A 24,270-nucleotide genomic window follows, 5' to 3' on the forward strand; every position below is an offset into this window, starting at 1 on the left:
GTAATGAATAATTTATTTGATGTGGCAGGGTAGGAGCTCTAAAGTTCGTTATAAGCTTGATTATACAAGTTTTGAACTTCTTTATTTTTTGACAGAGCTTTGATTGAATCTATTCTTGTTTTTACTTGCCAAAATAATTGTTCGGCTTTTCTTTTTTTATTTAACTGAATATATGCTTTACCAGCATAGATCAAGCATTTTGTCGCACGAATTTCGTACTCGTCGTATTTGGTTGGACTAAAAATTTTTGCGGCTGTTTGGAATTTTTCAGCCGCTTGTTCATATCGATTGGTACGGTAATAGTGTTCTGCCCATGTTTCATAAAGCTTAGCAAAAATATCATTATCGGAAGCTTTATATTTTGAGTAAATACTTTCCGATTTTGAAAAATAGTTATCAGCTTTTTGAAATTCTTCTTGCAGGGAAAGAAGATCAGCATAGTCCCTGTAAAAACCAGCAAAGTTGTAGTGGTCCGAATTATAGTTTTCTTTATATATTCTTAGCTGTTCTTCACTTAGTATTCTTGCTTTATCAAGCTGTCCTTTTTGTTTATAAATTTCAGCGAGATGTCCTTTTGAAAAGGCTACATAAGGATGATCCTCGCCATAGAGTTTAGTATCAATTTTTAAAGCTTTTGTAAAAAGCGATTCAGCTGCTGTATGATTACCAACATACGATTCCAAAACTCCAAGATTGGTGAGTGTGGCAGAATAATTGGGATGCGGTTCTTGATCATAAAGTTCTTTTTTAATATCCAGTGACTGTTGATAGAAAATTCTGGAAGAATCGTATTTTGCTCGAGTCATATAGTAAAGCCCTATATCACCGGCTATACTTGCCGTAACGGCATCGTTTTTCCCGTTAAAACTCTCGCTTATTTTAAGAGCTTTAAACATAAGAGAATCAGCAGTTTTATAATTACCTTCACGATGGATAGATCGCCCTAAGCTTTTAAGAATATCAATATATAATGCTGTATCAATGCGAGTTTGCTGTGTAACATTATCCAAGGCTTTTTGAAAATATGCTTTGGAGGAATCGTAATTGCTCATTCCTTCTTCTACAAAACCCAGATGATGATATAGCGTGGCATATACCGGGGTGGATGTATTTTGTGCAGTAAGAATCTTCTTGGATTTTAAAAGCTCTTTTTTTCCTTCTTGGTAGTTTCCGAGATCATATGCAATTCCGCCCAGTTTGATGTGACTTCTTGCAGTAGCTACAGAATTCGATCCAAAGTACCTATTACTTAATTTTAGAGTAGTATCAACGAGTTGTTGAGCCTTATCAAAATCGGAAATATTTTGATAAATGGTACTTAGGGTGAGTAAAAGTTCAATTTTAACTTCCGGGTTAAGATTTCTCTGCAATATATTTTCGGTACCGTTTTCAAGTAGATTGGGAAGAGTGGCTGTTTCGGCATCGCCGGAAATGGGATCGTTAGCTTTAAATATATCGATTAAGATCTCTTTTGTATTTTTTGCTTTTTGGGCTTCAATTTGAGCTTGATCCCGTTCTTGAGTGATACGCCAAGTATAAAATCCAGTAAGACCCATAATTAATAAGAATACAACGGCTGCTATTCCTACTGACTTTTTATGTCGATTAAAGAATTTTTGACTTCGGTAGCGAAAAGAATCTTCTATGGCTGATACAGGATTTCCCCGCTTGTAATTTTTTAAGTCTTCTAAAAATTCATTGGCGACGCGATAACGGTATTCAGTTTCTTTACGGATCGCCTTAAGCGCAATGGCGTCTAAGTCACCCTGTAAAAGTTTACGGATTTTAGGATCCGATACATTTGAACTTGGTTTAGGAGCTTTTGTATTTACTATTGCTTGTTCAATTTCATATTGAGAAAGATCTGAAAAATCCAAAGGGAGTTCTCCTGTTAACAATTGATAAAAAATAACTCCAAGGGCATAAAGATCTGTGGCAGTGGTGATATTTTCCTGTCGAACCTGTTCCGGAGCTGCATAGTGAGGAGTGAGTAGCCGAGCACCGGTTTTTGTTAAGGATTGGTTCTCATGTTCTTGAATCAATTTCGATATACCAAAATCCAGTATTTTTACATTCCCGGAATTATCAATTAGAATATTGCCAGGTTTTAAGTCTCGATGAATGACAAGGTTTTCATGAGCGTAACGCACTGCTTGAAGAATATCGATAAAGATATTCAGTTTTTGATCAATTGAGCAATTATGCTTGCTGCAATAACGGTCAACCGGGGTACCATTTACATATTCCATAATAATGTAAGGGAACCCATCTTCGGTAGTACCGGCATCATATAAACGTGCGATGCCTGGGTGATGTAGGCCAGCCAAAATCTGCTGTTCTCTCTTAAAACGCAGAATATTTTCTTCAGTAGCTTTGCCGTTCTGTATTATTTTTATAGCTACTTGATGCTCAATTTCTTCACTTGCATGTTCTGCAAGATAAACGGTGCCCATGCCACCTTTTCCAATCTGTTTTTGAATGCAATAAGAACCTACCTGGGTACCTACAAGAGAATACTGGGTTGATAGCAATTGAATATCATCAGAAATTTCTTCATACACATTTCTTTTATAGTCTTCAGGATTTTCTAACCAACCCTCAGAATCAAAAATAGATTCTAACAATTGGGTAACTTCCCCCTTTAATTCGGGGTTGCCTTCGCAATGTGTGTCAATGAATTTTTTTCGCTTTCCCTCTGGAAGATCTAAAGCCTGGTCAATGATCTGTTCGATTTGTTCCCAGTTATGATCGCTCATGATACCTAAGTTGGTTAAAGCTTAAATAATGGTAGTAAAGATATATATTTCTCTACCTGTATATACGAGTATTAACTGTAAAACAGTTCAATCAAGTGATTTCAAATTTACCTTTCAGCTTGTTATAAAGCCATCCCCGAGCTTTCATCCAATCTCGTTTAACAGTACTTTTTGATACATCAAGCGCTTCAGCTGTTTCTTCAATGGTCATTTCCCCGAAAAACCGCATTTCAACGACTTTGGCAAGTCGCTCATTAAGAGTACTAAGTTCGTTAAGGGCTTTATCTAAATTGATGAGTTCTTCTGTCTTTCGATTTTCGGCATTGAAAAGACCGTCGATGTATGTAACGTCGGTGTTTTGTCCACCCCGTTTTTTCGCATGTTTTTTTCGAGCGTAATCAATTAAAATCTGTCGCATGCACCGAGATGCAATGGCTAAAAAATGGCTCCGGTCAGTGAAATCAATTTCGGACTGGTCAATCATTTTAAGGTAGGCTTCATGAACAAGCTCTGTTTTGGAAAGTGTGTGACCAGGATTTTGGCGCACCATGTGAGAATGAGCCATCCGATGTAATTGGTTGTAGATAAGGGGATATATTTTGTCAAATACACCTTTTTCACCTTCCCTGAGACGTATAAGTAACTGTGTAACTTTTGAACCGGTACCCATTTTGTCTGTAGAATATTTTAATCAAGCCTAATAGGCATTCCCAGATATTTATGCCTAGTTTATTTTTAGATGAATTATTTTGACCCAATTAACATAAATTATTCCTTATACGCCAGTTTATTAATTCATCTTTCTTCATGGAAAGGAGGATGTCATTTAAAATAATTTGTCCTTTTTTATCCGTTTTGTATTCGCTTGGTGGCGGAATAAACCTCTCCGAAAACAGTTCAATTACGTGGTTTTAAACTTGCCCTTCAGCTCCTTGTAGAGCCATCCACGAGCCTTCTTCCAGTCGCGTTTGACAGTACTTTCTGAAATGTCGAGTGCCTCTGCAGTTTCCTCAATGGTCATTTCCCCGAAATATCGCATTTCAACGACTTTGGCAAGCCGTTCATCAAGTTTACTAAGTTCTTTGAGAGCTTTATCTATGTTAATAAGTTTTTCAGTTTTACGGTATTCTGCACTGAAAAGGCCTTCAATATAGGTTATATCTTTATTTTGGCCACCCCGTTTTTTTGCATGTTTTTTTCGAGCATAATCAATTAAAATCTGTCGCATGCACCGTGAGGCAATGGCCAAAAAATGACTTCGATCTGTAAAGTCAATTTCGGATTGTTCAATCATTTTTAAATATGTCTCATGTACTAATGCAGTTTCAGAAAGGGTATGTCCATTTGATTGACTGGACATGTGAGAATAGGCAAGCTTCTTCAAGTCTTTATAGATCAACGGATAGATTTTGTCGTAAATCCCGTTCTCACCCTTTTTTAACTTGAGTAGTAGTTCAGTAATCTCGGAAGATGATGACATGAACCTCTATCTTATAGATGATATAGTTTTTTCTCTGATGTAGTCACAAACCAACGTGATAAATTGCCTTAAATTTTAACATTTAATATGGGATAAGGCAAAGTTTAGAACTAATAAAATATGAATATTAAAATTATTTAAATGAAGAAGAATGTTAGTATTAATATTCGCAGAGAAGTTCGTTTTCCAATTTATTTGAAGTAAAACATAAAAACGGTTAACCAATTTGACCCACTTTAATATTATTTCTCGTATTCATTAGTGAACGGGTAATATTATCTAAAGTGGAGCTATTATTTCTTTTCAGCTAAAAACGAAATTGGTTACGGGGGTTTTATTAATTATTGCCACTCCGTTTCTGGCTTTGGCGCAGACAGATCCCATTGTTGAGGACTCCAACATTCGTCCTTTTACAGCCTCGGGGAGTATTAGTATTTCTGCCAATACATATACTGCCTCTGGTATAACAAATCGAAGAGCTCCGGCCAGTTTACAATCAACGGCCAATTTAAACTTTTCATTATTTGGTTTCAGCTCAGGCTTAAATCTACTCTATTCGACTGATCAGTCTGAATTTCGCCAGAACATGAACAATATAAGTTTCGATGCTCAGTGGAAGTGGATAACTATTCAAGCAGGCGATGTGAGTCCGAATTTTTCTAAATACGGTCTCAGCGGTGCAACTATTCGCGGAGGGTATTTGAAGTTTAATCCCGGAAATTGGAATATCGAGCTATCCGGAGGACGGTCAAAGAAAGCTGTTCCTAGTAACAGTCAGAAAGATGAATTCCGCGAATCTGCATTTGAACGGTGGGCAATGGTTGGGAAAGTGGGATATGAAGGAGATGGTAATCATTTTTATTTGAGTAGCCATTATGAATTGGATAAATCAAAGTCATTGAATAATCCAATTGGGATTACTCCAAAAGAAAATCTGACCCTTACACCAGATGCAAAACTGAGTATTTTTGACGATAAGGTAAGTTTAGAAAGCCAAGTTACCTTTTCAGCCTTCACTCGTGATTTAAATAGCACTGAGATTCCTCTTACAAGTACCGGGGTACCAAGCTTTATTTCTAACCTGATGCAGCCGCATCAAAGTTCAAGATTAAATTACGCCGGGCAGGCAACAGCAAGTTTACAATTAGATAAATTTGGGATGCAGGTTGGTTACGAACGAATCCAACCCGGATTTAGATCGCTTGGCATAGGGCAAATTCAGGATGATAAGCAAAAAATAACCATTTCACCTTCAGCAAGGTTCTTTGATAATAAGGTATCGGTACAGGGAAACGTAAGTTTTGGCAGAGATAATCTTTTGAACAGTAGGATACAAACCCAGCGTAATACCGGAATCAGTGCCAATTTAAAACTGCAGGCCACAGATAAGATTACAATAAGTAGCAACTATAACTTGTTGCTAAATAGTTTTACAGCTAATTCTGGAGCTTTATCCTCGCCACAGACAGCGCCCCCCGATCAAAAGCAGGTGTCTCATACCGTGATGTTACAACCTTCTATTACACTTCAGGGTGATGCAAAAACACACAATATTTCTTTATCAGCCTCATATTTTACATTCGAACTAAGTTTTGACGGGGAAGGACCTTCAGTACCGAAGGGCAGTGCATCTGATACTTATTCTACCTCGGCAACATACAGCCTAACATTTTCAAATGGACTTGCTTTGAATTCCATGGCGAATGTTTTGGTGAACAATTCCAGTAATGCAGAAAGCCTCACATTAGGAGGAAATTTGGGTGGCAGTTATACAATGTTAGAGCGCAAATTGACGCTCAGCTTAAATGGTGGCTTCAATCAGAACACAAATACTACGACAGTTTCCAATGCAAGTAATTTTCAGGTGGAAACACAGCAGTTTATGCTGAGTTTATCGGGTAATTATCGTCTAACGGATAAGGATTTCTTTTCGCTGTCGCTTAGAACTCGCGGTAATAACGTAGTTGAGGGGGGAAGCAGCAGTTACTCAGAGCTGGAAGCTAATTTGAAATATCAGCATCGTTTTTAAATGGATTTAATTAATTAACTATGAAGAGAAAGCGATTTGAAGTAAATAAAAATTTATTAAGATTCTATTATTAATTCTGGCCGTATTTATATTTAGCTTTGGCTGGCTTCAATCAGAAAGTCGTTGCCCAAGGTGTGACCAATGTTAATGTTACAGGTATTTCGCCTGTTATTGAAGAGCCTTTTACCGATACATTTGAGCAAAATTTTCGTAATGGTCTTTATCAAGTCATATTTACTTATAACAGTTCTAATACGAATCCGGTTGATTTTCGATTCCGATTTCGCCTGACAAGGGGAGGTGAAGAACTTATTAATGTTGTATCTGATCCTAAGAGTTTTAGGCCAGGTGCATATATCTTCACTTCCGTATTTGAGGATCTTCCTTTTCCGCAGACATTTGAGCAAGTAATTTCTCAAGTTGATAATAACTTAAGAAAACAGGTAATACAGGAGGGAACTATTCCAGAGGGAAATTATCTTCTCAAATATTAACACCTATATCCGGAAGATGATGCGGGAATGATTGCTACACCACCATCGATAACAAATTTTACCGTTCGATATCCGCAGGCGCCAACGCCACTAAATCCACCCGACCAATCTAATCTTGTGCTTGAAACTCCGGTTTTTAATTGGACGCCTGTTGTTGGTCTGCAGGATTTTACTATTGAATATGATTTCTTACTGGTTGAGGTATTGGATTATCAAACGCCAGTGCAGGCACTGAATAGCAATAGAGCTCATGCTCAACGAACGCTTACGAATCAGAACAGTATAGTGTATACGCCTGAGTTTTTGCCTTTGGAAAGTGGACAGCAATATGCTTGGCAGGTTACCGCTGGTTCACAAGGGCAAACACTCCCCATAAAAAATGATGGAGTAAGTGAAATTCATACTTTCATCTACAAGGACGGAAATAAGCAGCTTTCAACGAATATTGAAGAGATAGAAAGTATCACACTGATACCGGATTTTGCTCGCTTGGTAAAGTTGGATGAAGTAGAAGTGGACGAATTAGCAAATGCCTATGAGTTAAATGGAAACGTGGCGCTTGAACTTGATTTTAATGGTTCTGATCCACAACAGATAGATGTGCAACTGTCAAATCTGCGTATGCAAAAAGGATCTTTGGATGCTCCCGTGCTGATAGGTGGGGCCTTGCGAGGTGATGGTTCCGCATTGTCGTCGGTGCTCAATATATCTGACGATCTGGTGCGGCTCGATGATATATTTTGGGAGTTTGGTAAGGGGATTTCTGCATCAGCAGAGTTGCAATCTATTGGAGGAAAGAGTTTAAACACCAAGGGCACCCTTACTCTCACAGCAAATGGGGCAAGTGGGACTATACGTGCCAGTGATGATCCGTTATTCAGTTTTGGTAAAGAGATGGTGGCACTTCAAATTAATGAGATACAGGCAATGTTCCCCGAAGGAACCGTAACGGGGAGTGGAGGAGTACAGCTATTTGGTAGCGAGACGTCTTGTTCGGTTAACAGTTTTGCTTATGTCGATGGTGCATTCAAGTCATTGTTTAGGTGTAACAGTCCATTTGAAATACCACTGGTTGAAAGCAGTACCCGTATTAATATGCAGGTTAATCGTATTATTGGGGATTTAGAAGCCAACCCCCAAGATGGAGAGCTGGATTATAATTTTGAGTTAAATTCGAGTGTGGGATTGCAGGCTGAAAGTGGCCGCAGCTGCGGGGGTAATACATTGGTGACAATTAATAGTGAAACAGGATTTGATATCGAAACCGATCAGAAGGGGTGTCGCGCCTTTAGTCCTAAAGTTGATCTTGGATTTATTACACTGGCACTTACACAGACCCATCTGCAACATTTGTCCTATGATCCGGCAACTGAAAATTGGGATTTTGAATTAAATCTTGGGGCAAAGATTGAAATCCCATCATTCGGCCAATGGAAATCCGCCGAAGTAGATAACATAACAGTTGATGATAAAGGTATTCACTTTAGTGCAATAGACTTTGAGAATGCTCCCATTGAACTTCCCCGGTTTAATACCAATGATTTTGGAGTGAAACTGAACTCGCTCACCTTAGCCGAATTTCTTTTCCCGCTGTTCGACTGGGATAAACAAGGTCCGGGTCCTTGGGATTTATCATTTGCCGGTCAGGTAACGGTACCGCGTAAAGGAAATTTACCACAATGTGTGCGGGGCACAGCCCTTAATCTCAGCGGTGGACACGTAGAAGAAGACCGTGTATTTGGAGAGGTAAGTGTGGCTAATTTTAAGGGTTGCACGTACGAATTCGGAGAGGGCTATGCGCTAAATGTCAAAAATATAGGCGGGCGATTTGGTACCAAATTTAATGACGATGGTACAACTGATCCAATTGGCCGACTGGATTTTGGTGGTAACTTGGAATTGGGGCAACCCTTTGCTTGCAAAGGAGAAGAATCAGTACAGCTTGCGGAGACAACATTTTCATTCACGACCGGTCTAAATGGTACCGTAGAGAATGTGGTACCCAGCTGTGATTTAGCATTGGGGCCCTTTACAACACGGGTGACGGATTCAGAACTTACCTTTGCCCACGATACTACAAGTGGTCAGGAAGCATCCATGGATGCCTCAGCAGAGCTTGAGTTACCCGAAGGTCAAATTGTCGAAGGATCGTTTGGGCTCAACCTGATGACAGGTCGATTTACTGATTTAGAATTTATTATAGATGATCCATTCGTTTGGAATATACCACAGCAGGATCCGGTGCTTAGTTTTCGGATTAATAGTGCGAGAATTGATAAAAATGGATTTTCAGTAGACGGACGAAATCAATTTTTGCTAAAATCCGGAAATCAAATTGGAGCAACTTTTGACAATTTATTACTTGATCTGGAAACGTTGCGAATAAAGCGTGGACGTATAATTTTTGATGAGAACTTTGGCATGGTTGCCGGGATTGATCCAGAGGATGATTCTATGAATTTTCGAGCCGTAGAGCTTGATGCCGAATTCAACGAAGACCCGGGTCTGTATATGGGGTTGGCCGGCAATGTAGAGATCGATTCTACCGGTATTCATACCTATGGACAAGCCGACGCCTCCGTCTCTTTTAACGGTGAAACCTACGATGAGCTGGCAAATGTAGATTTTTCGAAAGGCTTTTCTTTTCAATTGTTTCCATTCAAGGTTGGTAGCGGTCGCGCCGATTTTCTGTTGGACGGCAGCCGTTTTGCTTGGGCTGATCCCGATGGTTTTCATCCAGTGCCCGGTTTCTTTGCCGATTTGCTGTTGCCCGAAAAGCTGCCGATGCCGACGGAGGATATAGCTTATTTAAAATTACGAGATGAGGATGAGCTGCTGGTAAACGCAACGAAAAACAGCGACGGGAACTATATACTTTCGACAAAAGAGAACCAGCCGCTTACCCTATATGCCCCGTTTTTAGATGACGGCAATATGGCTAATCCACCTGAGCTTACTAATGTGTCGTTGAACAATGTCATTATCTCTGGCGATCCAACCAATCCCGAGATTTTACAGGGAAGTATTGAAGTGGATGTACCCCAAAATAATCCTATTTATCAGATGCGGGATGATAATGTACCGCTAACGATGGATAAGATCATATTTGGCTCGCGGCAAATCGGCAGTGGTAACCAAGTTACGGCACTGCACCTCCTGGGTAATTTACATCTATTTGAAGAAGAGGTGGCGGTAAATCAGGAGGTTGGTTTTTATATTCAAAGCGACGGTGCCATTAATGCAAATCTAGACATTTCGGGCCTTGATGAGCAAATACCGCTTCTGCCCGGTGGACAGGCTCTGCTCAAATTTGAGGGGATTACGGGGAATTTTAGACTCCAAACCGGTACTACCAGACCCAGTTTTAACTTTACCATTAACAGTGGCTTTGAGATTGCAACCGGAACTGGCGAAAGTACGGGGGCAGAGTTTGACTTATATATGACGCAAAACAAGATTGAGACCCGCAATTTTTCTGCTCAGAATTTTGATCCCAATACTGAATTTGATTTTGGCGTCTTTGGGTTGAAACTGAAAGCGTTCGAAAATATTGAACAATTTGATTATACCTCTAACGGATTTGATTTTGCCTTTGCACTTGATGTGGATCTGCGTATTCAGCCACAAGGAAGCGATGAGATCGTCTTTCCCATCCGAGGGCTTGAAATTCGGGATAACGGCATACAGATGCCGCAACAAAATATAACAAAAGGGAGTATCCCCGGTCTTGATTTGCCGACTTTCGCGCTGGCCGGTTTTGAATTTGAACCGCTTAAGTTAACGACGAACTCCCCCTTTACATTTAGCTGGTCGCAAGGTGTTTCCTTCGACCCGGACGTAAATATGAGTTTTGAGGTGAACCTACCCAAGTTTCAAGGTACTGGTTTAAATCCTCCTGATGGATTAACATTTGAAAATGTTGGACTGGAAAACGGCTATTTAACTGGTACTGTTAATCCATTTCAGCCGCTGGGTGGAGCTGAAGTACCATTAGTGCCCGGAAATCCCGATTCACCTAGTCTTATAATTAACGAAATATCTGGTTCGCTCGATTACAGTGCAAATGAAGGGCAAATAGTTGATATTCAGCTCGACGGTGAGTTAGGTGATCTTCCAGCCTTTGCCGTGGATAATCCAAATGCTTGTGTTCAGAATCCATCCTTTACGATATCTCTGGTAGAAAGCAGTTATTTTGAAGGCAGTGTAACCGGTATTGAACCCTGTGGCTACCTGCAATTGGGTCCTGTAAAATTGTCAATGACCCAAGCCGATCTTAACCTCTCGGTTTCTAGTGATGAGCAGCAAGCCACGCTTAACGGTGCAGCTACCGCCTCGATGCCGGCTGTGAATGACGGATCGCCACTGAGCGCAAGCGGTACATTGGGTGTGAATCTGATTACGGGGCAAATAAGCAGTGGTTCTATCAATATTAACCAGCCTTTTGCGCTAAAATTACCATTTGATACCCAGAATCCGCTCTTAAATTTTACCGTTAACCAGGCGGTACTCGACCAAAATGGATTGTTAATACAGGGCGGCGGTAACCTGTCAGCAGATGGTATACAGGCGAACGTTGCGTTTAACAATTTGCAAATGGGATTTGCACCCTTTGAAGTAACCGGCGGTTCGGCCAATATTGCGTCTGGGCTGGATATTGAAGTAGGAGTGGCACCTCTTTCAGTAAAGTTGAAAGATCCGGCAGCTCCCCTTTCGGTTAATAATGGTATTGATATAGATTTGGGAGCTGGCATGGAGCTCAATTCTAATGGTCTTGGCCTTTCTGGCTCGGCAACAGCCTCTATTCTATACAATGGTGACTCTTATGCCTCGCTGCGAGCCGATCTCCTGAATGGGTTTACCCTAAATGTTGGGAATTTTGGGGTGAACAGCGGACGCGCTGAATTTTTTGATGTTTCTGGTCCACAAGATGATCTTATTGCGGTCCTTGATCAGGGAGGATTTGATCCCATCAGCGGGTTGACGGCACTGCTGCCAGCCCGCCTGCCGCTGCCGAGTGAAGACATCGCCTATATTGATATAAAAGATTCCAACGACAACCTGCTGGTTGATATAACCGAAAATGCTACTAATGGCGGTTACACCATTAGTACAACGGGTAGTTCGCTACCGGTTGTTATACCTGCACTGGACGATGGCTCAGGCGGCCCCGTACAGGCCGATGTAACCTTTAGTCTCACTACTGATGAAGGCTACAATGTAACCGGCGGTTCCCTTTCACTGCAAAATAACTTATCCTTGCAGCAGCAATTGAACCTACCACTCAGCCTCACCGAGCTCTCTATTGGAGATCAGGGTAATGGTATTGAGCTTTCGGCCGGCCTGATGGTAGAGCTTCCCGCACCCATGAGTGAGCACGAGGCTGTGGCAAGTGCTACCATAAATAGTAATGGCTTGGCATCAGGGACAGTAAAGCTTGGCCAGCACCGTACATCCTACCAGCCCGGTATTACCCCGCTTTACACCTACAATCATTCGGGTACTATTTCTGGCAGCAATGAAACGGATGCTTTTAAAGCTGCTCTCTGGGGCGTAGAAGCCAGTTTTGGCAGCAGCAACAGTATCGCCCTGAGCGGCACACTTAGTAGTAGCTTGGTTATTGATGAAGCAGCCGGCGATGATCCTCTTTTCTATACTGCTTCGTGGTCGAGCGGCGGCTGGAATTTTGATATCGATCCGGGTGCTATCGGTGATTTGACCATGGGCAACGCCACACTTGCGCTGAATAATCAAAATGGAATTTCTATTCAAACGCAGAACAAATCGTTCTATCTCGTTTTCAACGGCACTATATCGATGGAAGATGTGCTTGGTGAGCCGCTGGACGTGAGTATTCAGAACCTGGAGGTGGGCGTTGATGATTATGACAGCAGTCCATCTATGCATTTTGCATTGGGCGGTTCGTCCGGAACACTGCCGGATCAATCATTTGCGCTTTTTGAGGGTGTACTTAACGGCACCATAGAAAATCCGACCGTAACTTTGACGGGACGCTCAATTGGGATCAGCTCAAATACGGGAACACTGACCTTCCTTGAGAAAGATATTGATTACCAAAACCTGACGCTCAATACTGACGGAGGATTTGATTTTGGTCAGATACAAGCCGGACAAATCGATCTCATTCCCGATTATTTGGTCATGAATTCGATGACTCTTACCAATGGTAACGGCCTAAAACTTGATACAGAGCTTCAGGTAAGTCTGCCAGATCCCGTCGATCAATCATCAACAACCACTATTAGTATTTACCGCGATGCGCAGAATCAGGTACAGGTAGATGCCACTGCGCCTACCTTCGACTTACAACAGCAGTTTGCGCTTGGCAGCTTTGGCCATTTTAAACTTACCGAGGTATCGGCGGATATCGATCCATACAACTGGAACCAATCTGGTATTTATGCCAACGGGGAATTGTATAAACAGGGGCGAAGTGGTGCTATCGTTACCTTTGGACAAAGTGGGAACCTGACGGCTAATCCCGGCATCGGTATTTCTCCTGCCGGTAACCCACCGGTTCAGTTTAATGCAACCGGGAACGGCACATTTAATTTCAACTTTAGCATTTTTGATGTGAGCGTTGGTTTTGATCAGATATCAACCACACAAAACGGTTTTGAAGTTGAGTTAAGTGGCTCAGCAGGAATAAATATGGGCTCTCTAAACAGTAGCTCAAGCTTGGGATTTGAAGGATTTGTGATTGATCAGAGCGGAGTGAAAGACACCGGGAATCTGGATGGTACCGGAAGTATCGATATTCAGGGTATTGGCACGCTTGAAATTGGTCCATTCTTTCACGAGAAGTTTGCGAACGGCAAGCAGATTACCATCACGGATACATCTCCCAAGGGACCCGACGAGTTAAATGGTGATCGGTCTTCGGTACCACAGCGACAAGAAGATGTTTCTGAACTGCTCTGTTTTGGACCGTGCCCTGCCCCAAATTATAGTAATTCAACTGGTGCAGCCCTTAAACTTACGATTAATGTGGGAACAAAGGGTGGGGACGGAGGCGGTGGTATCAGCGGAGGTGTGGAAAGTATTTATTTTATGAAGACCACCGACGGGGCCACCGAATTTTTGGTGGATGATTTAAATGCCAGCTTAATGGATAATTTTTCCATCAATGGCAATCTTCACTATATGAAAGATGGCAGTGATTTTCTGCTTCGCGCAGCGGCTTCGGGTAAATTCAGTTTCGGAGCGCCACAACCCCAAATAGTTTCTGCAGCGGTGGCTGGGAAATTTGCAAATATCGGTGGAGAAACCAGCTTTGGACTTTTTGTGGCAGCCCAATCGAGCGTGGGTATTCCCATTGTGCCTGGTATTGTTGATCTCAGAGGTGCCGGCGCGGGTTTCTTTTGGAAACCCAAGCAGGCTGATATCAATATGGTACAAGGGGCCATGTCTACCGTGGGACATACTTTGGTAGCTCCGGAAAACATTGATTCAGCGAGTGAATTATCAAATTCAGATGAACAATCAGATGAACAATCAGATGAACAATCGGACTTTGCCGCTTTTCTTTATGCCAAGGTTGGCATAGCAGGAGGCGGGGGAACGGGCCAATATGTAGTTGAAGGCAGTACCTATATACAGATTACCAGTTCCAGCTTTTATATGGATGCCCGTGGTAATGTGCTGGGTCTGGACGGAAGCTCCGGAGAACTGGCAGGGGCATCATTAAATGGATCAATGTCGCTTACGGTTCAAAGCAATCCTACCTACATACATGGCACTATTGGGGTTCATGCAGTTGTGCCGGCTACTGTTGACGGGCAGGGGTCCATCGAATACTTTGCCAAAGACAATGGAAATAGAATTGACTGGGGTATTATGGGCAATGCTGATTATACTCTGCTTAGTGGAGCCATGACCGGCGGCGGGGAGTTTCTTGCATCTAACGATGGTTTTCTACTTGAAGTCACGGCCGGCTTCGATGTGGATGTACCCGTAATAAAAGTTAAAAGTGAACTTACGGGATCCGTCTGGCTGATAACAGATCCCAGCTTTAGTTTACCGTTCGGAGCCTATGCCATTTTTGAAGGCAAAGCGTGTCTCGGCATTTGTATAAGTGCGGAAGCCAAAGCTGCGTTTGTGACCAAACGGCCGTCCGGTTATGAGCTTTATGCGGCGGTTAAGGGGTGTGTAGATTTAAAAATTAAGGAAGCATGTGTAGCAGCATGGGCATCATTATCGAATGAAGGATTTAAGGGAGGCTTTGGCAAAGGGAGCCATAACAACTTAATAGCAGAAGCCCGAGCGCAGCGCGACCAATTCAGGCAAGAAATTCAGTCGATGCTGGATGACATGGATGCCGTGCAACAGGAGATGAATCAGCCTCCTGAGTTTACCGGCCGGGCCTATAGCGGTAAACAACTTCGCAGAGCAGGGGCTAACTTCTATGCCATGGATCTTTCTGACCGGTCGGCGGCTGTAAATCTCATTCAAAACGAAGTGGAAACTAATTTTGTGACAGGAGCATCGTACCAGCTACCGAGCAATTTTAGCCCGCTTATCACCGATGTGATGAAAGACAGGCGCATCTATAAGTTGGCTGAATTTTTACCTCAACTTTCTCGCCAAAACGCCAAAACGGAATTGGAAGATGCTATTACCGAAGCAAAAACCCTTTCCAACCTGGTTAGTGGCAAACTGTCTGAGGGCTTGCAAACATCGATTGAAAATGTAGAAACGGCTGAGGCCGCTTTCGACGATATGCTCACCAGCATGGGAGAGTCACCGGTCTCAAACGTAAGTCGTCCAGCAATTTCTAAAAATGTATCGGAATCGCCTTCATTTAATGTTGACGAAACCAGAGCTGCCGATCAGGCCAGCGATACGGAGGCGTTGCGTGAGGAAATTGAAAAGCTTGACCAGCAGTTTCGGCAAAGTATTGCGGTTGTGGATTCGAGCCTGCAAGAGATGCATAGCCTGCTGAGTGCCGAACTTGAAGGTACGCTGAATGCACCATCGCAACAGGGAACTGATTTGGGGGCGCTTAACTCCAATATTAGTGGAGGGAATGGAAATAACAGTGGGAATGGTAATACGCTGAGTTATACTCCAAGCGTAAATGCTTTGGCGCAGTCTTATTCTGATGTGTACTCAAAAATGCAGAAGTACTTTGCCACCCAGGCCAACTGGCGATGGATGGAGTGGGGCTGGGCGCAAGACCTCCGGGACAAAGTGCAGCAGCAGAGCGGACAGATTCAGAATGGTATTCAGACGCTGAACAGTGGGTTTAACAGTGCGCTGGCCAACCGAAGTCAATCTTCTGCCAATTTAACCAATGAAGCCTTCCGCGTGGCCCAGCGTAATCACGCTATTATTCGGTTTGCCAATGATAATTTCAGCAGCAATATTCCATCACCCTCATCCGGCGGATCGGTACCGCAGCCCATCAACGATATTTACACCCAGCTTTCGAATCCGGGAAGTACAAGTACACCTCTCAGCGACTTGCGTGATTCGGTGGCATCCGTTAATAATGATTTCTGGTATGAAATGCATAACCAGGGGCTTGATTTCTATGCACAAAATACAGCAACCAATGTTCGGGATGAAGTATCTTCCATGGGTAATCAGATGACCGGTGATTTGAGGGATGCCCATGAAAATCTGACGGGACTGTTGGACCAGTTTTATACTAATAAATCGACGATGACTGCCATCTTATATAATATGATAGATAACTATCTGGCTTGGCGGCAGTCGGTGAATCTTACAGGATCTACCGGTTCTACAAACTATTCACAGCGTATTCAGGATCTTTCGGATGAGCTGAAACCACCACAAATTACTAATATCACAGCCAGCGCCGATCGTCCATCTAATTCTTATTTTGAATCTTATTTCAATACCACCGATGTCTCTTGGAGTGCTACGCATCCGGTTGGCATAGTGGAAAACAGCGTAGATATCAAAGAATTTGAACAGAATGCCGGTGTAACAACAGGTCGAGACGATTATCTATCTGTTGGAGACAATGAGTCTATTACTGTTTTTCCCTACAAAAGAGCACATCCCCGTGGTTCAAACCCATCACAAAATGTGGTCGATTTTTACAATACCCGTAAGATCAATGCCGGAGTGCGCGTACGGGGTTATGCCGGTAATACGGCCATCCGGCGGGCCACTTTTAATGTGGATGTAGGGCCTGGAGGAAGTACCGTTGGTGGGGGCGGCGGAAGCGGATCATCTGTTCTGACCGAAGATACGACCCCTCCGGATAAACCATCACTTTATCTGGGATCTTATTATGAAAAATCAAGCAAAAGACTGTATAACTTGAATCAAAACCAGTTTGTTAACAGAGAAAAATTTTGGACCAAGGACGGATCTATGATTAAAATGCAGATACAGGCTCACGATCCCGAGTCAGATATTGCTACGTACGAATATGCCGTAGGTACTACCAAGGGCGGCACCGATGTCATTAGCTGGACTGAATTACAGGGTAATCGGGAGTTTCTATCATATATTCCGACTGATCAGATGCTAGGTCAGACACGTCTGATCAACATGCAGGCGGGAACCGAATATTACGTAAGTGTGCGGGTAACAAATGGGGCCGGTGATTTGAGCCCGGTAAGGGAGAGCAGTATTCCGGTCATCTTTGATGATGAAAGCCCCACAAAACCTTCAATTGCTTATACACCTGTTTATAGGGGACTTGGTGTCACGTTATTTGGTAACAGTACACCGGTTGATCCACTGTTGCAGAGTGTACCTGCTCCGCTAAATGTATCAACTGAAACTGTGGAAGATTGGGCTGATATAGCTATCCCGGAAATAACTCTTAAATGGACGGCCTCGAGTGATGATAATGAGGTGCAGCATTACGAGTACATCATTGCAGAATCCGATGAAGTACCTGTAGAAGATTTTGATGATCCGAGGGTTGATACGACTGAAGACCTACAGGTTATATATACCGGGGAATACAGCAGTTCGCTGCTGCAGGATTTTGAGACCGAGCTTTACCTGCATGTTCGTGCCAAGGATTATGCCGGTAACTACAGCGAGGTACTGAACTATTGGTCCACGAACAGCAACCGATCCCACGCCCCCTACACAGCCAAAGATGCGTGCCAAGATCAACCCCAATGATGTGAAACTTTATTTTACGCAGTTACCCTATGATTCGGAAACCGATATGGAGGGTATCCAGTATGCGGTGGGTACAAGTCCTGGAGGCACCGATCTGCGTGATTGGCCCGATGGCAAAACGGCAGATTTTGATTGGGATAATAATAAAAGCGGGAATATGGTATTTTCTGGGTGGGGAGGCAGCACCCCTGATCGATATGTAACTATTCCAAAGGCTAACTTACCGCAGGGCGCCCGTTTCTATATTAGTTATCGGGCGGTGAATGGACAGGGAATGAAATCGTCTGTTCGTGCGACCGGACCTATCAGCTTTGATGATACCAGACCAGAGACCCCTTCCATTGATGCTACTTATCGCAGTTCCGACGGGCAGTTGGAAATAGACGTAGACAATATTGAAGATCCGGAATCGGGTATTAAATCTGTAGCTTATTCTGTGCGTTATCCTAATTATTATTTGACGATCAAAGAATGGACTGAGATGCTTAATCAATCTGATATAAGAAATGGGACATTTAATCTTTCTGAATCAATCAATCTTGACGAAAATGCAATTCAGGATTTCACTGATATTTCAGTCATGATATATATCACTAATGGAGCCGGTCTGCAGCGAACCGTACGACGTGATCTTACCTTTAGCGATTCATATCAGTTCAAAAACTATAATTCTAATACTGCTGGGTCGAACACATTACCTGACCAAAGTTTTTGACACTCAATGATGGTAATCCTGAAAGAATAATTTTGTCGATTTATTTACAATATCGTTAGTCAGAATTAAATGATAGGATTGACTCTTGAAGATTTCCGGTTAGAAGAAATAAAAAAGTAAAATAGTATTTAGAATGTTGAAATTTATTGATAGGAATAAAAACGAATAGCATGAAACAGATAATTATACTTTGCTTCTTAGGTTTAATTTTGAGCGATTCTGTTATAGCTCAGGAATCTGATCAGTCAATTTTTGCTGTTGCACGCGAAGATGGGCGCGCTTTTGTATATCATGGCAAAACGATCCCGCTTTCTCACGGTTTCAACGTGTATCGCAGTGTTAACGGAGATGAGTGGAATAAATTAACCGACGAGCCATTTTATCCGGCTACTGATGGATATGACTTTAAAAATATGATTGATGATCTGTATCCTAGGGCCGCCCGGATGGCTGAACGTGATGATCCACAAGCTGTGTTTCTGCGTTTACGGTCGGGTACAGATCTGGGACTGATTGCCACAGCCGCAAATCCCGAAATAGCCAAAGCTGTTGGGCGACTTTATATTGATGCTGAAGCACCCATTGGTGAAATGGTATATTATCGTTTTGAGATTGTTGATGATCTAGGTCGCGCCACCGGCACAGAAATTGAAGGGAGAACCACCCTAGAACCGCTGCAGCCTCCCGCACCCAGCCAGCTAAAGATTGAGAATAAAGCAGATCAAGTTACCTTGAACTGGAGCTATGTGCCGCAACAGAATCCGCAGGCTGAAAATGTGTTACGCTTTGAAATCTATTATCGGGAAGTTGGAAGTGAAGGTTGGCAGAAAGCGAATCAGGATTACGTAGCTCGCACGATTGGCAATACAGAATTTCGATATCAATTTCAGGTCCCGCGATTGGGCACTAAATACGTATTCAGGGTGCATGCTGCCGATTATAGCGGGCAACTTTCTCCTCCCAGCGAGGAGTTAACCGCTTCTATTACGGAAAATGTGCCGCCGGGTATTATTCGTAATGTAAATGCATCACTTCATGACCGCAACACTGCACGGGTTACCTGGCCGGTGGCTACCGAGCTGGATGTGGGCGGATATCATCTTTACCGGGCCCGTGGCGATGAAGAGGAATACACTAAAATTACGGATAAGCTTATTCCGGCTCTTCAGACCGCGTATCTAGATTCAACCGTTCAGCCCGATCACCAGTATCGTTACAGAGTTGCAGCCCTTGATACACTCGGTAATGAGGGAGAGCAGAGTAATCCTGCTAATGTATTTGTCGTTGATTACCGCGTACCTGATCCTGCATCTTCAATCTCAGCTGAGTACAGAGATAATAAAACAATACGGATACGCTGGGAGAGTAGTGAAGTGCCCGGTGGGTTGCGTACCTATCAGCTTTTTCGGCGGCAAGTGAATCCGCCCGGAGGGAGTTCCTACAGTCAGCTTAATGAGGATGCATTATTGCAAACTACATGGGCAGATTCTGGCATTGCCGGGAAACGCTTAGTAGAAGGGACTACCCTGGAGTACGGTGTTTCGATTATCAGCGAAAATGGCAACCGCAGCGATACGGTGTATACCACAGTGAAAATTCCCGATGTAACCCCGCCCGAATCCCCAAGCTTTCTTGAGACTTCCATGCAAAAAGCCCAGCGCGTGAGCCTTAAATGGCCGGCCTCAAAATCGCGTGACGTTATCAGATATCGGGTGTATCGCCGTGAGTTGGATGAGTCAGTTGATTCCATGCTTGCAGAAGTTACAAGAAGCAATCGATACTTTCGGGATGAAGCCGTCCCGCTTGGACAGAAATTCAGGTATTCAGTATCAGCAGTAGATTCACTGGATAATGAAAGTATTGGCGTTGCCGATACACTTATGACGCGTCGCATGCATGCCCCAGCCTCAGCCCGCAATGTACAGGCTGTATTTATGAATGGTAGCGTGCAGTTAGTCTGGGAGGGCACATCAAACGAGCAGGTGGTTGGCTATAATATATACAGATCGGATATTGCGACCGGGGTTTATGAGCCAGTGGGTGAAACCGACAGCGATGTTTTGCAATGGAGCGATCCTGCTGGTAAAGCCGGCTTATGGTATAAAGTATTTCCGGTAGATGCCTTAGACCGAGAAGCACGAACGGCGACGGCGACGCAAGCAGTAGAAAGAAAATAGTTTTAGAATGATGTTGAATGTTCTGCACTTTATAAAATCACTTTTTATTCCTTCAAAGGCTATTATTATAATGCTTCTTTTTGCAGGGATGATGGGGACTTTACCTCTGCATGAAGCTTCTGCCCAGTCGTTTTCGTCAGATTTTTCAAAAGGGGTAGAACTCTATCAGAAGGGAGAATATAAAAAAGCAATTCGAACTCTTGAACGCGGGATCGAAAAGGATTCCCGTAACATAGATTCGTATGTATATTTGGCATCATCCTATCTGGGAGCTAAACAGTATGAACAAGTTGTGAAAACCACTCAAAAAGGACTTGATGTTGCCCCCGGTCATATTAGACTCTTGCTTCTTGAGGCTGAAGCGTATTATCGGACAGATTATAAAAAAGCAATTCCGATCTATGAAAAAATTGTCAGCAGGCTGAAGGACGAGGGGGATTTACAGCGACGAGGTATTTCGCTTGCACAGGTTAAGGCTTATCTGGGTCATTTATATCAGCGAAAAGCCAGTGAATCGTATAAGGCCCATCATATTAATGATGCCATTGCAGAGTATAAAACCGCCCGAAGCTATTCGCCGGACAGCCTAAATATTCACAATAACTTAGCATATGTTTTGTTGCAGAAGAAACAATGGGATGAGGCCGTTACGGTGCTGGAAAAAGCTACCGCTAAGTTCCCTGGTTCTGAGCGGTTGCTTATGATGAAGGGACAGGCTTATCGGGGTGCAAAGGAGTTGCAACAAATGACTGATACCTACCGGCAGCTATATGAAAAAGATAAAGAGAACCTGAATTATGCACTTATCTACGGGCAGTCTTTAATGGCTGCTAATCAGGCTCAGAAAGCAAATGCTTTTTTGAACAGGCTGGTACAAGAGCATCCAAAAGAAGAAAAGCTTTACGAGGCATTGAAAAAGATGAGTGAGCAGCGGTTTGATTTTGCCGCAAAGCGAAATATTCTGGAACTGCAGCGACAGGCTTTTCCTGAGAATACAGCTGTAGCTGAGGAGCTTGCCGAGACCTATATACAGATAAAAAAGTTTGAATTATCCCGTCAAGTGTATGATTCTCTGGCAGCAACTACTCAAAATGTTAAATTTGATATAGCCTCGGCCCGAACTTGGTTGTATGAAGAGGACTATCATAAAGCAGACTCTGTATATCAACGGTTGATAAAAAAGTATCCGGAGCCGCAGATACTGGTTGAGGGTGCCCGGGTTTCTGAGCAAATAGAAGAAAAAAAACGTGCGTTAATATTATTGGAAAAAGCGTATAAAATAGATGAGAGACCAGAAATTGCACTCAACATTGCAGAACTCTTAATTGATCAAAACAATGAAAATAAGGCATTAGGCTATACTCGAAAGTTAATGGGCACTCGTTATGAAGGGATAGCTATACTATATGAATTGAAATACACGCAGAAAAAGATACATAATGCAGGTCAAAAGGCAGAGAAAGCACTTATAAAAATGTTTCAGCTTTATGCATCATTGCAGAAAGAGCTATCCGGGCAAGCGAATAATGTCTTTGAGAGTCGTCAACTTAGACTGCCGCCATTGTTGCAAAATAGTCACAAGATTACACAGCTAAACAAATATATCGATGACTGGTATGATTACTTGGCTAATAACATTTCGGTTACAAAGGCCCAAAAGATAATCACCGGTGTGCGATCGGGATATCCCGAAAGTCCCAAGCTTCATCTTTTTAAGGGCAAAATTGCAATTAAGGCGGGTCATTTAAATTCAGCACAGCAATCATTTGAAAATGCAATACGGCAGGGGGCTCGTGATCCGGAGGTTTATTTTCTACTGGGAGAAGTATATAAGGATCGAAGTAAGTATTTGAAGTCTATTCTTTCTTATGAACGGGCATTAACAACAGATGCTTCATTTGAAAAAGCCTATCAAAGGATAGTGCAGGTAAGCGAGCAGCACGGTTCGCTGGATGAACTCTGCGATCGTTGGTTAAAACGTTATAAAAATAATAACGATAACAAGATGCTGCGAGAGCATTTAATATCGGCCCTTCATAAAGCTGATCGATTCGAAGAAGCAAAAAAACTAATAAAAGAAGGATAAGTTTCGATAGCTACTAATTTGCTGGTTTTAAAATTATATGAGCTGTTTTTGTATGCGATTGACGTATATATAATAAAGAGCGTGCCTTATATTTTTTTGAGAAAAACATAACTCGATGCAAAGATCATTATTAAACATTTGTCTCATCTTAGTAACATTTCTATTCATCTATATGGGATGCAGGGATGTTAATCCTGTGGCATCAACTGAGTCTGAGCCAGCTATAAAATCCGTAATACCTGCAGAAGCCCCTTTTGGAGCGACGGTACAAATTGGAGGCAAAGGTTTTGGTAATGACCTTTCTGAGCAAGAGGTGTATTTCAATAACACATTGGCTCAAATTGAAACGCTGAGTGATACGTCTATCCAAACTAAAGTCCCGCTTGAGGCAACCACTGGTCCGGTAATGGTTATTACTAAGTAACGGAGATACGCTTTCCGGTCCATCTTTTACCGTTGATAGTACTAAGAATCTTTTCTTGAATATTGATTCTATTAATCCTGTAAAAGGTCGTGCAGGCGATGAAGTTCAGATCTTTGGGAATGGCTTCAATCCAAATCCTGAGATGAATAAAGTCTTGTTTAATGATTTAGAGACGCCTGTCACAGTTGCTAGCGATACCATGTTAACGACGACCGTTTCTCCAGAAGTAGAAACCGGTCCGGTATCTGTAGTTGTAGATCAGGATACAGCTGTAGGTCCTGTTTTTACTGTGGAAAAACTCAGTATCACGGATATTTCTCCGGAATCAGGTACTGTTGGTACTGCTGTTACTATTTCCGGTAGTGGGTTTAGCAGTACTATCTCTCAAAATATAGTGACTTTTGCCGGTGTAGAAGCTCCAATAGAAACAGCTTCGGAAACTGAGTTGGTAGGTATTGTTCCTGATGGAGCCGAAACGGGCCCCGTAGCGGTAACCGTTGGAGATGTAACTGTACAAGGTCCTGATTTTACAGTAGAAACAACCCAAAATCCTAAGAGTCTTCAGGTAATTACTGAAACGACGAACCCGCCTTCTGGTTTTGATGGATATCGTTTATCGGTAACTGGAAGAGATATTGTTTTTATTAATCCAAATGGTGAGAAAACGTTTAGTGATATTCTCTCGGACCAAGTGGATGTTGAGTTGACAAGTATTCCAGAAACTTGTGCAGTTTCTGGGTGAAAATCCCCGCACGGTTACTTTGGATAACCAGACTAACACAACAACCTTTAGTATAGAATGTGCGCTACCGGCGCCGCAGATCAGTAGTGTGACCCCTCAATCAGGTTCTGTAGGAACACAAGTAACCATTGCTGGAGAAAACTTTAGTGCAACGGCTTCAGAAAACATTATAACATTTAATGGCACCGAAGCTCCTGTAAATCAGTGCCAGTACAACTGAGCTTATTACTGAAGTTC

Annotated in this window: 12 protein-coding genes; 9 read left to right on the plus strand and 3 right to left on the minus strand. The window is 42.6% G+C overall.

The annotated features are described in order from the left end of the window. Window positions 1-38: 38 nt before the first annotated feature. The 3 genes from U5J89_RS05880 to U5J89_RS05890 form a co-directional block, all read right to left on the minus strand. Entirely contained in the window at window positions 39-2,756 is a 2,718-nt protein-coding gene (locus U5J89_RS05880) for a serine/threonine-protein kinase (protein WP_322574680.1), read from the minus strand. A 91-nt stretch (window positions 2,757-2,847) separates the two neighbouring features. After that, complete coding sequence (locus tag U5J89_RS05885) at window positions 2,848-3,426, minus strand: sigma-70 family RNA polymerase sigma factor (RefSeq protein ID WP_322574681.1); 579 nt, start codon at window positions 3,424-3,426, stop codon at window positions 2,848-2,850. A gap of 231 nt (window positions 3,427-3,657) precedes the next feature. Beyond that, window positions 3,658-4,236 (minus strand): sigma-70 family RNA polymerase sigma factor, encoded by a 579-nt coding sequence (locus U5J89_RS05890; protein WP_322574682.1) that lies wholly within the window; start codon window positions 4,234-4,236, stop codon window positions 3,658-3,660. A gap of 319 nt (window positions 4,237-4,555) precedes the next feature. Here U5J89_RS05890 and U5J89_RS05895 point away from each other — a divergent pair, with 319 nt between their 5' ends. The 9 genes from U5J89_RS05895 to U5J89_RS15910 all read left to right on the plus strand — a co-directional run bounded on the left by U5J89_RS05895 (window position 4,556) and on the right by U5J89_RS15910 (window position 24,253). Next, complete coding sequence (locus U5J89_RS05895) at window positions 4,556-6,265, plus strand: hypothetical protein (protein ID WP_322574683.1); 1,710 nt, start codon at window positions 4,556-4,558, stop codon at window positions 6,263-6,265. 98 nt (window positions 6,266-6,363) lie between these two features. Next, a complete protein-coding gene (locus tag U5J89_RS05900; protein ID WP_322574684.1) occupies window positions 6,364-6,759 on the plus strand; it encodes a hypothetical protein in 396 nt (131 codons plus the stop codon). 27 nt (window positions 6,760-6,786) lie between these two features. Next, on the plus strand, window positions 6,787-17,889 hold the full coding sequence (locus U5J89_RS05905; RefSeq protein ID WP_322574685.1) for a hypothetical protein: 11,103 nt from the start codon (window positions 6,787-6,789) through the stop codon (window positions 17,887-17,889). Then, window positions 17,864-18,604, plus strand: coding sequence for a hypothetical protein (locus U5J89_RS05910; RefSeq protein WP_322574686.1), 741 nt, complete (start codon window positions 17,864-17,866; stop codon window positions 18,602-18,604). The genes U5J89_RS05905 and U5J89_RS05910 overlap by 26 nt, the downstream gene beginning before the upstream one ends. Before the next feature lie 170 nt (window positions 18,605-18,774). Then, window positions 18,775-20,781 (plus strand): fibronectin type III domain-containing protein, encoded by a 2,007-nt coding sequence (locus tag U5J89_RS05915; protein ID WP_322574687.1) that lies wholly within the window; start codon window positions 18,775-18,777, stop codon window positions 20,779-20,781. Window positions 20,782-20,788: 7 nt separating this feature from the next. Then, window positions 20,789-22,867, plus strand: coding sequence for a tetratricopeptide repeat protein (locus U5J89_RS05920; protein WP_322574688.1), 2,079 nt, complete (start codon window positions 20,789-20,791; stop codon window positions 22,865-22,867). A gap of 115 nt (window positions 22,868-22,982) precedes the next feature. Further along, on the plus strand, window positions 22,983-23,291 hold the full coding sequence (locus U5J89_RS05925; protein WP_322574689.1) for an IPT/TIG domain-containing protein: 309 nt from the start codon (window positions 22,983-22,985) through the stop codon (window positions 23,289-23,291). A gap of 55 nt (window positions 23,292-23,346) precedes the next feature. Continuing rightward, the gene (locus U5J89_RS05930) at window positions 23,347-24,033 is read left to right on the plus strand and encodes an IPT/TIG domain-containing protein (protein WP_322574690.1); all 687 of its coding nucleotides are present in this window, start codon (window positions 23,347-23,349) and stop codon (window positions 24,031-24,033) included. Further along, on the plus strand, window positions 24,017-24,253 hold the full coding sequence (locus U5J89_RS15910) for an IPT/TIG domain-containing protein (protein WP_416208501.1): 237 nt from the start codon (window positions 24,017-24,019) through the stop codon (window positions 24,251-24,253). The genes U5J89_RS05930 and U5J89_RS15910 overlap by 17 nt, the downstream gene beginning before the upstream one ends. Window positions 24,254-24,270 lie beyond the last annotated feature (17 nt).

This window comes from Fodinibius sp. (assembly GCF_034521915.1).
In the GTDB taxonomy this organism is placed as follows: Bacteria; Bacteroidota; Rhodothermia; order Balneolales; family Balneolaceae; genus Fodinibius.